Annotated in this window: 13 protein-coding genes; 9 read left to right on the forward strand and 4 right to left on the reverse strand. The window is 55.5% G+C overall.

The window, feature by feature from the left end; genetic code table 11:
• Nucleotides 1-22: 22 nt before the first annotated feature.
• On the forward strand, nt 23-994 hold the full coding sequence (locus tag MKZ07_RS26130) for a hypothetical protein (RefSeq protein WP_341028521.1): 972 nt from the start codon (nt 23-25) through the stop codon (nt 992-994).
• 844 nt (nt 995-1,838) lie between these two features.
• Here MKZ07_RS26130 and MKZ07_RS26135 read toward each other — a convergent pair.
• Both MKZ07_RS26135 and MKZ07_RS26140 read right to left on the reverse strand, forming a co-directional pair.
• Entirely contained in the window at nt 1,839-2,501 is a 663-nt protein-coding gene (locus MKZ07_RS26135; RefSeq protein WP_051493521.1) for a GTP pyrophosphokinase, read from the reverse strand.
• Between the two features lie 284 nt (nt 2,502-2,785).
• Nucleotides 2,786-3,160, reverse strand: coding sequence for a hypothetical protein (locus tag MKZ07_RS26140; RefSeq protein WP_036695264.1), 375 nt, complete (start codon nt 3,158-3,160; stop codon nt 2,786-2,788).
• A 279-nt stretch (nt 3,161-3,439) separates the two neighbouring features.
• Here MKZ07_RS26140 and MKZ07_RS26145 point away from each other — a divergent pair, with 279 nt between their 5' ends.
• The 3 genes from MKZ07_RS26145 to MKZ07_RS26155 are packed head-to-tail and all read left to right on the forward strand — an operon-like array spanning nt 3,440 to nt 5,480.
• Nucleotides 3,440-4,270, forward strand: a complete 831-nt coding sequence (locus MKZ07_RS26145; RefSeq protein WP_341028525.1) for a zinc ribbon domain-containing protein — start codon at nt 3,440-3,442, stop codon at nt 4,268-4,270.
• 36 nt (nt 4,271-4,306) lie between these two features.
• Nucleotides 4,307-5,125, forward strand: a complete 819-nt coding sequence (locus tag MKZ07_RS26150; RefSeq protein ID WP_341028527.1) for a TrmB family transcriptional regulator — start codon at nt 4,307-4,309, stop codon at nt 5,123-5,125.
• Nucleotides 5,126-5,174: 49 nt separating this feature from the next.
• Nucleotides 5,175-5,480 (forward strand): hypothetical protein, encoded by a 306-nt coding sequence (locus tag MKZ07_RS26155; protein ID WP_036695268.1) that lies wholly within the window; start codon nt 5,175-5,177, stop codon nt 5,478-5,480.
• A 216-nt stretch (nt 5,481-5,696) separates the two neighbouring features.
• On the opposite strand, the gene MKZ07_RS26160 is transcribed toward MKZ07_RS26155, so the two are convergent.
• On the reverse strand, nt 5,697-6,650 hold the full coding sequence (locus tag MKZ07_RS26160) for a diacylglycerol/lipid kinase family protein (RefSeq protein WP_076160034.1): 954 nt from the start codon (nt 6,648-6,650) through the stop codon (nt 5,697-5,699).
• Nucleotides 6,651-6,743: 93 nt separating this feature from the next.
• On the reverse strand, nt 6,744-7,082 hold the full coding sequence (locus MKZ07_RS26165; protein WP_036695270.1) for a DUF4870 domain-containing protein: 339 nt from the start codon (nt 7,080-7,082) through the stop codon (nt 6,744-6,746).
• Between the two features lie 487 nt (nt 7,083-7,569).
• On the opposite strand from MKZ07_RS26165, the gene MKZ07_RS26170 reads away from it, so the two are divergent.
• The 5 genes from MKZ07_RS26170 (at nt 7,570) to MKZ07_RS26190 (ending at nt 12,143) form a co-directional block, all read left to right on the forward strand.
• On the forward strand, nt 7,570-7,758 hold the full coding sequence (locus tag MKZ07_RS26170; RefSeq protein WP_019913840.1) for a hypothetical protein: 189 nt from the start codon (nt 7,570-7,572) through the stop codon (nt 7,756-7,758).
• A gap of 408 nt (nt 7,759-8,166) precedes the next feature.
• On the forward strand, nt 8,167-9,216 hold the full coding sequence (gene coxB, locus MKZ07_RS26175) for a cytochrome c oxidase subunit II (protein WP_036695271.1): 1,050 nt from the start codon (nt 8,167-8,169) through the stop codon (nt 9,214-9,216).
• 128 nt (nt 9,217-9,344) lie between these two features.
• Complete coding sequence (gene ctaD, locus MKZ07_RS26180) at nt 9,345-11,192, forward strand: cytochrome c oxidase subunit I (protein ID WP_051493522.1); 1,848 nt, start codon at nt 9,345-9,347, stop codon at nt 11,190-11,192.
• On the forward strand, nt 11,189-11,815 hold the full coding sequence (locus MKZ07_RS26185) for a cytochrome c oxidase subunit 3 (protein ID WP_036695272.1): 627 nt from the start codon (nt 11,189-11,191) through the stop codon (nt 11,813-11,815). Before ctaD ends, MKZ07_RS26185 begins: the two co-directional genes overlap by 4 nt.
• Nucleotides 11,816-11,819: 4 nt before the next feature.
• Nucleotides 11,820-12,143 (forward strand): cytochrome C oxidase subunit IV family protein, encoded by a 324-nt coding sequence (locus tag MKZ07_RS26190; protein ID WP_036695273.1) that lies wholly within the window; start codon nt 11,820-11,822, stop codon nt 12,141-12,143.
• Nucleotides 12,144-12,151 lie beyond the last annotated feature (8 nt).

Genomic DNA, 12,151 nt, shown 5'->3' on the forward strand with positions numbered 1-12,151 from the left:
AAGGCAGAAGGAGGAAGCATCGATGAATGAGCTGCTGGAGCTGCGGCTGGAGGTGCTGCCCGGGGTCATTAAGGCCACCGGGAGTGTGGGGCCTGTTGCTGAAGGAACAGACAGACGCAGCGGCAAAGCCAGAGCAGGGATAGAGAAGCAAGGAGTGCGCGCGGAGAAAGAGCGGCGGGCGGAGCAAGGGCAGGGAAAGCAGGCGGAAACCGTGCGGCAAGGAGAGCGGGCGTCGCAAGGAGAACGGGCGGAACAGAGACAGCGAGGAGAGCGGGCGGAACAAGTGAAGCAAGGACAAAGTGTGCAGCAAGGTCAGCAGGTAGAACCTGTGCCGCAGGTGCAGCGGGAAGCTGTTACTCTCCGCATTCCGCAGTGGACGCCCGCCCGGAAGAATGAAGCACTGCATCAGCTCTCGGCGCATCCGGGTGAATTGTATGATCTGCTGCAGGGCAGCCTGAATGGCGGGCTTGCTGCGCTGGAGTTGCTGCCTGCGGATGACGAGCTGAGGCTGGCTGCAGATGAACAGGGCACGGGTCTGCTGCCGGCTGAGGAACTGGTGGGGCAGGTCCAGCAGCAGCTGACCCAGGAGCCGCTGCTTGCGTTCGCCCTGCGCGGACTGTCCAAGGAAGAGCTGCTCTCCGGTGTGTTCGCCCTGTGGGCGGAGCAGGAGAACGAGCGAAGTGCGGAAGAAGACGCGCCTGCGTCTGTGTCGCTCGCGTCCGAGCTGGCAAGGCTGGAGCGCAAGGGTCCGGCTGTATCCTCTGGAGAATGGCTGGCCGAGGCTGCGGCTGAAGGCTCTCTGCACCAGCCGGGGCCGCTGTTTCATGAGATCTCCTCCCGTCCGTTTCCGGCAATGCCTGAGGTAATGGAACCGGAGGAGGATTGGAGCGCACTCCTGCCGCAGACACCCAAGGCGCGTGAGGGGCTTGCGCTCCTGATGCGCCGCGTCTCGGAAGCTGCCGCGAAGCGAGCGGCGGGCTTGAATAAGCTGTAGCTACGCGGGTTCGTGAGGCGGGCTTGAGTAAGGTGTAGCTGCGGGTTCGTGAGGCGGGCTTGAGTAAGGTGTAGCTGCGGGTTCGTGAGGCGGGCTTGAGTAAGCTGTAGTTGCATGGGTTCGTGAGGTGGACCTAAGTAAGCTGTAGCTACGCGGGTTCGTAAGCATGGCTCTATAGTAAGCTCCGGGTTGAACGGATAGGTGTGGCGGGATTAAATGAGCTATGCTGTATTGTTTGTACGGCGACTAAAGCTGCTCTTTAAGTAATATAGAGTGTAAACTAGGCCAACTGGTGGAAATGAATCGGATGCCGGGACACGAACGGACGTAAGAACTGATCTCACAAGTAATATTAGTTTTGTGAGCAGTGCGCCGGAGAGGATTGGGGATGGCTGCACGAGAATAAAGTGGATAAATCCCTCTGAATCGGCTGGAAGTTGGCGGAATGAAGAAATGAAGGGGATAAATCCCTCTGAATCGGCCAGAAGTTGGCGTGCAGACATTTAGCTGATATTCAGCAGGCGCGGATGAGCAGAAGTGCCCCTGAATTGGCCCAAACCAGGTGGGAGCCGGGAATGAGGAGCAGAAGTGCACCTGAATTGGCCCAAACCAGGCTTGCGGCGGGAATGAGGAGCAGAAGTGCACTTGAATTGGCCCAAACCGGGCGGGAGGCGGGAATGAGGAGCAGAAGTGCACCTGAATTGGCCCAAACCGGGCGGAGGCGGCACCCTCCCAGCAAGCCAGCAAAACAAAAGAGGAGCACAAAAGCGCTCCTCTTGTAGCCGGATAACGGCCTAGCTGCGGGCATTTCACCCTAAGTTTATGTGTGTTCTGTGCTGCACAATTAAGACTCGTTACTGCCGCTGCCTTCTGACAGCTCCAGGATCTCCCGGCGCAAGCGGAGCATCTTCTGGTCGAGCTCATCGGCGGCACGGGCGGCTTCCTTCAGCTCCTCGGCCACATGGGAGGGCAGCTGTTTGTCGAATTTATAGTAGAGAATATGCTCCATGCTCGCCCAGAAATCCATGGCTAGCGTACGCAGCTGCATCTCTGCCTTCACCCAGCGTGTGCCATCCAGCAACACTAGTGGTATAGCCACGATAAGGTGCAGGCTCTGGTAACCGTTCGGCTTCGGATGGGCGATGTAGTCCTTAATCTCAAGCACACGGATATCCTCGCGGGCGCACAGGTGATCCACCAGCCGGTAGATATCCTTCACGAAGGCGCAGACAATCCGCATCCCCGCAATATCATGGATGTGCTGTTCCATATTATCCAGGTTAAGTTCGTAGCCCTTACGCTGCATCTTTTGCACAATGCTCTTCGGTTCTTTGATCCGGCACTTCACATGCTCGATCGGACTGAAGCCGTCACGCACCTGCCACTCGGTCCTGATGATATCGATTTTATTCTCAAGCTCATTCAGAGCATGGCGGTACAGCGCCGGCAAAGCCTTGAAATTCTCAACCTGCTTGGCAAAATCCTCGTTAATCTGCCACTTCTGCATATCCTTCACATGGACCTGCAACTTGTTCAATGTTACTTGTGTACTATCATATTCTTCCACTGAAACTCTCCCGGTTTTCGTTATTTGTGACTGTAGATCATGAATGGATGACTACGGCAATCCTATACAGCGCTAGCTGCGGTTCTGATTCTATTTTAACCGATGTACAGCTCCGGAAGCAAAATAAAACCGTAACCCTGGCCGAAGAGAAACATTCTTCCCTCCGGCGCGTATTAGCACAGTATAGGCATTAAGCCATTCTTATGGCGCAGCTCTGTTCATTCTTATTTGTTGGTGGGAGAGCCTGTGCCGTAACCTTCATCCTGATAGCCCATATTCTCCAGCTTCTGCAGGACGTTCAATCCTTCGATCTGAAGGCGGGTCTTGTCAGTGCCGTGGTCATGCAGATACTGGAACAGGCGGATGGTGGCGTCATCGAACTGCTCTGCGGCATCATCATGATCGGCTGACTTGTAGGGTACCAGAGCACGCCGGAAGGCGTATTCATCCCCGCTGGCCAGATCAGCCAGAAGATCCTGAAGCACGGTCAGCCCGTTACTGGACAGCAGAACCTCGTACTCACTGGAGTCGCCCCTCTCTTCGTGAATCAGACCGTGATTCACAGAGACGAAATATCGGTTAAGGTTATCGTTAGTCACAATTCATCCCTCCATCATTCGATAATGTACGGGTACGCAGGAACGAAAGACAGCAGAAGGCAATATGTATGATTGCTCCTTCCGCAGCATACTCATTCCAAGTAAGAACGCTAGCCGCTCTACTTGGTATTTACCACATGACGACAAATAATGAATCTGCCGTGGACTTTTGGTATGATAGAATCACGTTTCCACTGCTGCATGGAGCGGCAATCGGAATGGAAGGATATACGCGGCTGCGAATCAGCCTATTCTCACTCTGGAGAAGGAGGAACTACAATGAATTTTCTGCAACGCATTAAAGACGGTGCCAGCCGGGTGAGTGAAAAAGCGCAAAGCTCGGTGGAAGTGAGCAAGCTGAATGGGCAGATTTCAGATATTGAGCATGAGATGCAGGTTGAATTTCTGAAAATGGGGAAGCTGTTCTACGAGGGGTATCGTTCAAGGGATATGTCGGTGGCTGAAGGCCAGATGATCGAGCTTGCGCGGGGCTGTAACAAGCTGCAGGAGCAGATCGAGGACGTACGCTCAAGAATTGCCGAACTGAGGAATGAACGCTTGTGCGCCTGCGGTCAGATCGTAGGGCTGGATGCCAATTTCTGTCCGCATTGCGGACGTAAGCTGGAACCACGCAAGCCGGAAGATAAGGGGATTTCACTGCGTAAAGAACCGTCTTCCGCGGCTGCCGCTACCGCAGCGCCATCTGCGGTTACCGTACATACGGTGCTGGAGCATGAAGATGAGGAAGACCAGTACTACGGCGAGGAAGAGCTGACCGAAGCGGAACGGGAGCTGGCGAGAAGACCCGAAGCGCGTGTGCAGTACGCGGAGGTGTTGCCTGAACTGGAAGAAGAGGCAGAGCTGGAGGAAGCTGACCGGATGGCTTCAGGTTCTGACCGGAGCCGCCGGGAGGCGGATGAGCTGGAACGGGAACGGGAGCGGCAACTGGAGCTGGACCGCCGGATCAGGGACTGGAAAGCAAGTGAGCCAGCCGAAGAACGGGTAGCCGGAGATGTGGATACACGGGAGGTCGTGAATTGCCAGATCTGCCGCGCCGACTTGCCGAAGGGCTCCATGTGGTGCCCGCGCTGCGGCTCGGAACAAATATAGACAGTGTAGTACTGACAGCTTAGGGGGACAACATAGATGGAACAGTTGCTGCTGCATCTGCGCAATTTGGGTTTCACAGAGATGGAATCCAAAATTATGGTTGAGCTGGCCACCAAGGGCCAGGCTTCGGGCTACGAAGTGGCAAAGCAGCTAGGAGTATCAAGATCGAACGTATACGCGGCGCTTCAGCGCCTGACTCAGCAAGGCTACGTGCGCTGCGGAGAAGGGGAGCCGGCACGCTACAGTGTGCTGGACCCGGAAGAGCTGGCCACGATGATATCCGGCCGGGTGCAGGCCTCACTTGCTTATATGGAGAGTGAAATGCCGCGCGGGGGTCCGGTCAGCCCCTCCTTCTACAACGTGGAGGGTGACCGGAATGTAATTGGAGAGCTGGTCCGCCAGCTGAATCTTGCCGCTCAGGAGATTGTAGTGGATGTGTGGCGGGAGGAAGCCTCGCTGCTGCGCAGTGAGCTTGAGCAGGCGGAGAAGCGCGGAGTGAAGCTGCTCTGGGCTTTTGACGGCGGTGACGCTGTACCGGCACCTTATACGGTATGGCCGCCCCTGCCGGGCAAGCCGGAACGCAGCGGAGGCCGGAAGTTCTCCTTCGTCGTGGACCGGAGCTGGTGCATGCTCGGCATGCGTTATGAGGACGGGAGCGCCCAGGCTGTGATTACTGAGCATCCGGTGCTGGTGGAGCTGCTGCTCAAATCTTTTACACAGGAATTGGTATTGTTCGAGCTTGAGGAAGATATGGGCCCCGAACTGCAGCGGCGCTACGGGGAGCGCTACAGCCGGATCTACAGCAAATATGTGCTGCATGATCAGGAGGAATCCGGAGAAAAGCCGGAGGAATAGGGCTGGGGTAGTAAGTGCCCAAGTTCACTAAGCAAGGGAGGTGACAAGCATGGAGTGTATTGTACATTTTGAAGTGCAGCATGCAGATGGCGTCAAGCCGCTGCGCGGACTGCTGTTCCTTGAAGAGGGCAAGACCCCGGAAGAACGGGAGCTGGTGGAGATGTTCAAGGACATGAAGTTCAACGTCCGGCTGGATAACCGGGAGAAATGGATTTTCAAGCCAGTGGCTCCGGGAGAAAGTTATTCCGAGATCCGCATTACCAGCTTTGACAACGGGAAGAAAAACAGCAAGCCGGAGGGTGAGTTGAAGTCGATTGTCGGCAACTTACTGCCCCAGAAGCCAACAGGGCTGTAGATGACAAAGCAGGCTCCGCCTGGAAGTAATGGAGCTTGATGCTACAATTTGATTAATCATCTGGATGAATAATAGCATAAAAGCAGCACAAAAAAAGCAGGCCCCCCGGATCACTCTCCGCAGGGCCTGTTTTATTTGTGTTACAGGAAGCCTTCGCAGGACCCCTGACTCTGGAGCTAAGGCCGGACTTCGAGTGTTTGAGGCTCGATGCCCGTCCTAGATGCTGGCGTGACTGGAACCGGGCCCGGCTTCGCCCGGCGCCCCGGCTGCCGCCAGCAGCGAGAGCACGCGCAGCGCGCCCGGCTCGCAAGCCACGGCCAGCGGCGCCGTGCCGAGCGCTTCGCCATCGCCGATGGCGTGGCGCGGCTGCGCGAAGTGGACGGCTACGCTGCGACCGCGAAGCATGGTGACATAGGGCAGCTTCGTGTGCCTGCCCTTCACCACCGTCGGGAACAGCCGCAGCAATTGCCCGCGGCTGACCCCGTGCACGACGCAGACGTCAAGCAGGCCATCGCCTGATTCCGCCTGCGGGCAGATCAGCAGCCCGCCGCCGTAGCTGGGCAGGTTGCAGACCGAGACCAGCCACGCCTGATCGAAGGCCTGCTCCTTGCCGTCGCAGGTCACGCTGACGCGGCAGGGCTTGAAGGTCATCAGCGTATGCAGAACGCCGATGATATAGGCTAGGCGCCCGGCGCCAATGGCGTTACACAGCCGCTTGTAGCGGCTGCCGTTCACATTGACGGCCACCTGCGCGTCGAAGCCGCTGGCTACCGCGGTCAGGGTGAGGCTACCTGCCGCGTTGAGCAGATCGGCTTCGATCCAGCGCTCCTGCAGCGCATGATCCAGCGCTGCCTCGGGCGCGAGCGGGATGCTGAACCCGCGCGCGGTGTCATTGCCCGAACCCGCCGGGATGACACCCAGCGGGACATTCCTGCGCCGCAGTGCGCCTAGCACACTGTGGATCGTGCCGTCGCCGCCGACAACGATGGCAGCGCGCCAGTCTTCGCTGCGGGCCAGCGCCTGAAGCACCTGACTCTCTGCGCTGTCAGCGCTCTGGGTGAACAGCGCTTCATAGGGAACAGCCCGCGCCGCAAGCAAGGCCTGTACGGTGTGCCAGGTCCGGCGCCCCGCTCCGCCGCCGGAGCGGGAATTTATGATGAACAAATACATGGATGCTTCCCCCAGCCTGTAGATTCCTGCTTGTCTTATCCCATTGTAAGGAGCGGGCAGGCAAAAGGGAAACTATTTTCTGCGGCGCTGCAGCTACAGCTGCCGCAGCTGGCTTTCGGCGATCTCCCCGACCCAAGGGAGCTTGAACCATCTGCTGCCCAGGGCATGGTAGATCATCAGGAGCCAGACCGCGAAGCTGCAAAGGGAGATCAGGGCGCCTACCACATCACCGAGAAGCGGAATGAAGCCGCTGAGCACATGAGCGATCATAAGCACTCCGAAGGCAATCAGGGATTGAAGCGAGTGGAACAGAACGAAGCGGCTGCGCTTCTCCAGTGCGAGGAAAATAATCGCCCCGATAAACGGGAAGAAATAACACAAAGCGGCAGCAATGTTATCGGGCAGTCCGGTCGAAGATCTGAAAGGCGACAAAGGGCTCACTCTCCTTCCCTACAAGCCTATGAGGTGTCCAGGCAAAGTATGAGCCGTGCGGAGATGCTATCCAATAATTTCTGGGGAAAGGGAGCACAATATGTTCAGGTTCACAAACGGGAGGGCAAGCATATACTATATAAAATTTCCATTTGCATTTTTACATGGAAAGGTGGAAGTTCATCTGGAATATGATACAATATAACGATAAGGCCCGAAAGGAGTGATTCAGTAAGTGGCTCTTCGGGTAATTAAAGTGTCAAGGTGTCTTTGCAGTGGGACATCCTTACTCTCAGCCCAAATCACGACGAACCTGCTTCACCGGCAAGGCGGAATTCCAAGTTACTGGAATGGTAGTCTGGACGGGTAATGCAAGCCGCGTATGTGTAATGGTTGTTAACTTGCATTTCAAGGTTACGGCGAACTTTTCATCATGCATTCTCTACAACGGAGCATTCATTTTCAATGTTTTGGGAGGGAACTGATCATGGCAAGTAAAGGTCATAACGAAGTCAAGGAAAGTCTACGGGAAATGACACGTATTTTCCGGCCCAAAGATCCCAAGAAATTTGTGAAAGAGTACGTCCGGAAGTATCGGATCACGGGAGGTTATGAGGAAGAGCTGACCATGGTTGTGGAGCATGAGCTGGTTAGAATGAATTCTTCCGTCTCCTGAAAAAGCAGCCAGATTCTGTTTTGTGCTGTGTGATACCGACAACTATATATGTAAGCTACATTCAAGCGATAACATCCATGAGGATTCTCATAAACCGTGCCCGGGCAGCCTGCTGTTTCTGGAATCGGTTTTTTTTGTATGCCCTTTGCAGATTGTCTTCGTATGTCAAATGAATGTTTAGACACAAATACATATGAATACGCTTCAGAAGTAGTTTAACAGTTTTCCAGCAAAAATGAAAGCGCTTATAAAATCAGTGTTGACAAGCTTTATGCGATTTAAAAATGATTTTGTGAATTTGTTGTGAACGATTGACAAAACCGTAGGCCGAACTTATATTAATAGTGATTGTTATAATTGACAGGAAAATACTCTAATCTACGAATTCGGGAAAAGCGGGGTAGATCAATGATGAAAACGTGGCAGGCTGGTAAGCGGCTTCTTCCCATGACCGCAGCGCTTGGACTCCTTCTGGCCGGATGCGGGCGGGAGGACTTGTCGGTACTCAGACCGCAGGGACCCGTAGCGGAAAGCTCTTACGGACTGATGAAGCTGTCGATCACGATCATGATCGTGGTGCTGCTGATCGTCTTCTCCATTGCGGCTTATGTATGGATTCGCTTCCGCCGGAAGAAGGATCAGGATGAGATTCCGAAGCAGGTGGAGGGCAGCTTCAAGCTGGAGGTGCTGTGGACGGTCATCCCGCTTATTCTCGTCATTGTGCTGGCGATTCCCACGGTGAAGGTGGTGTTCGCTGCCGGCAATGATCATTCGGATGACAAGGACGCCATCAAGGTCAAGGTGACCGGCCACCAGTACTGGTGGGAGTTCGAATATACGGATTACGGAATAACGACCGCGCAGGATCTGATTATTCCTACTGGCAAGCATATTGCCTTCGAGCTGAGTACCAAGGATGTGCTGCATTCCTTCTGGGTACCCTCGCTTGCCGGGAAAATGGACACCAATCCCGACGGCACGGTGAACCGCTTCAGCTTCAGTGCGCCGAATGAAGGCGTTTACCGGGGGAAATGCGCGGAGCTGTGCGGACCCTCACACGGGTTCATGGAGTTTAAGGTGAAGTCGGTCAGCGGTGAAGCCTTTGACAAGTGGGTGGCTTCGATGAAGGCGCCGGAGTCGGTGATGCCGGAAGACCCGGTACTGGCCGAGAAGTTCAAGTCCCAGTGCCTGACTTGCCACGCGATTGGCAGCATGCCCGCATCACCGGTGGCTCCCAGCCTGACCGGAATTGGCTCCCGTGAATCGGTTGCGGGAATTCTGCTTAATGATGACACCCGTGAAGACGGGGCGCCAATCCTGGAGAATCTGAAGACTTGGCTGCATGATCCGCAGAGTGTGAAGCCCGGCAACAAGATGCCGAACCCGAAGGATATGGGCTTAAGTGATGAAGAGATCGACGGCATTGCCGAATATCTGGCCGGTTATACGCTGGAATAGGGGCTTATGACTGAAGCGGAAGCAGCATATTTGATAAGGGGGTACATACCTTGGCTCACGCAGCGCAATCCTTGCAGCCCTCCCAGCCCTTGCAGCCCGGCCACAGCGCCAAGCGGCATACCGGGCTGATGGACTGGATTACCACCGTCGACCACAAAAAAATAGCCATCCTGTATCTATGGGCCGGAGGTCTATTCTTCGGCATCGGTGGCCTGGAGGCAATCCTGATCCGTATTCAGCTGATCAAGCCGATGAATACCTTCCTGGATGCCCAGACCTTCAACGAGCTGATAACCATGCACGGCACGACCATGATCTTTCTTGGAGTCATGCCTGTTATATTCGCGCTGATGAATGCGGTGATTCCGCTGCAGATCGGCGCGCGGGATGTCGCCTTTCCTTTTCTCAACTCGCTGGGCTTCTGGACCTTTCTGTTCGGCGGTCTTCTGCTGAACCTGAGCTGGGTCATGGGCGGCGCGCCTGATGCGGGCTGGACGGCTTATACCCCGCTATCAGGTAAGGGCTACAGCGCCTCGCATGGAGTGGACTTTTATACGATAGGACTGCAGATTGCCGGTCTCGGCACCCTGATTGGCGGGATTAACTTCCTGGCTACCATCATTACGATGCGCGCGCCAGGGATGTCCTTCATGCGGATGCCGATGTTCGCCTGGGCTACCTTTATTACCTCAGCCATTATTCTATTTGCCTTCCCTGCGGTTACCGTAGGACTTGTCCTGCTTACCTTCGACCGGATACTGGATGCCAACTTCTTCGATGTTGACGGTGGGGGCAATCCCGTGCTGTGGCAGCATATCTTCTGGATCTTCGGCCATCCCGAAGTGTATATTCTGATTCTTCCGGCCTTCGGCATCATCTCCGAGGTCATTCCGACCTTCTCGCGCAAGCGGCTGTTCGGGTACAGCTCCATGGTTTTTGCGACGATTCTGATCGCCTTCCTGGGCTTCATGGTCTGGGCGCATCATATGTTCACCACCGGCCTTGGTCCGGTAGCTAACGCCTTATTCTCCGTCTCTACCATGCTGATTGCCGTTCCGACCGGGATCAAGATCTTCAACTGGCTGTTCACCATGTGGGGCGGACAGGTACGGTTCACGACTCCGAATCTGTTCGCGGCCGGGTTCATTCCCACCTTCACGATGGGCGGGGTAACCGGGGTGATGCTGGCTTCCGCGCCGGCGGACTTCCAGTTCCATGATACGTACTTCGTGGTGGCGCATTTCCACTACGTCATTGTCGGCGGTCTAGTACTCGGGCTGTTCGCCGGGCTGCACTACTGGTGGCCGAAGATGTTCGGGCGCATGCTCAGCGAATCCTTGGGCAAGTGGACCTTCTGGACCTTCATTATCGGGTTCCACTTAACGTTCTTCGTGCAGCATTTCCTGGGGCTGATGGGGATGCAGCGGCGCGTATTCACCTATTTGCCGAACCAGCAGTTCGATACGCTCAACCTGGTCAGTACAGTGGGAGCGTTCCTGATGGGAGTGGGCATGATTATCTTCCTTATAAATGTATTCTTGACCTCCAGACGGCCGGCGGATGCGCCGGAAGACCCGTGGGAAGACGGGCGGACGCTTGAATGGACGATACCTTCGCCGCCGCCGGAATATAACTTCAAGCAGACGCCGCTGGTGCGGGGCCTGGATGCCTTCTGGAAAGAGAAAATGGCCGGGCATAAAGCCATGACTCCTGCGGAGCCGATTGGCCCGATTCATATGCCGTCAGCCACGATTCTGCCGTTCCTGATGTCCGTCGGTATCTTCATTGCGGGCCTTGGCTTCATGTTCAGCCGCGATGAATTCAGCAGCAGCATAATGAGTTTCCTGTTCAATAACTATATTGTTACGGCGCTGGGGCTTCTTATTACCTTCGGATCGATGCTGATGCGGTCGCTGTTCGACGATCACGGCTGGCATATTGAACCCGAAGAGCTGGAAGAAGGTGAGCAGAGATGACAACGGCACATGCTGAAGCAGCGGACGGTATACTCCCGCATGAACCTGAGAAAGCGACCCTGGAAGGACGCAACAAAGTGCTGGCCTTCTGGCTGTTCCTCGGGGGGGAAGCGGTGCTCTTCGGCACCCTGTTCGCTACCTTCCTGGCCCTGCGCAATCAGACGAATGAGGGACCCACGGCGGCTGAGCTGTTCCACCTGCCGCTGGTTGCAGCAGCGACCCTTCTCCTCCTGGTCAGCAGTCTGACCAGTGTGTTCGCCATTCAGGCCATGCACCGGGGAAATGTGGCCCAGCTCCGGAACTGGCTGCTGGTGACCGTCCTGCTTGGCCTTGCATTCCTGATCCTGGAGATCTACGAGTTCAGTGTATATATCCGGCATGAGGAATTCGGGATGACGACGAGTGCGTTCAGCTCGGCCTTTTATACGCTGGTCGGGTTCCACGGTGCCCATGTTGCCTTCGGGATTCTGTGGATTGCCGTGCTGATCGGACAATTGCTGCATAAAGGCCTGACGGTCGTTACTGCACCGAAGATCTACGTGTCGGCGATGTATTGGCATTTCATTGACGTGGTATGGGTCTTTATCTTCACAGTCGTATACCTGCTCGGAAAGGTGGGGTGAAGCCATGACGACGAAGCAGCCTTCTTCAGATTCTGCGGTGAAGCACCGGCACCGTCCGGAAGGACCGCAGCGGCATATTGTGGTGTTTGTGTTCTCCGTGGTGCTGACGCTGATCGCTTTTGCCGCGGTGGCGGCCGGAGGGGTGAATGCTACCTTTGCGATCATCCTGCTGCTGGTAATGGCTGTGCTGCAGGTGTTCCTGCAGATGGGCTTCTGGATGCATCTGAAGGACAAAGGGCATATGATCCCGATTATCTTCATGCTGGGCGGTTTTTTTATCGCAGGCACCTGTATTGTAATGGCACTCTATTGGGTATGGTGGGATTGATTCTATCT

The sequence above is a fragment of the Paenibacillus sp. FSL P4-0338 genome, assembly GCF_038002365.1.
Classification (GTDB): domain Bacteria; phylum Bacillota; class Bacilli; order Paenibacillales; family Paenibacillaceae; genus Paenibacillus_AQ.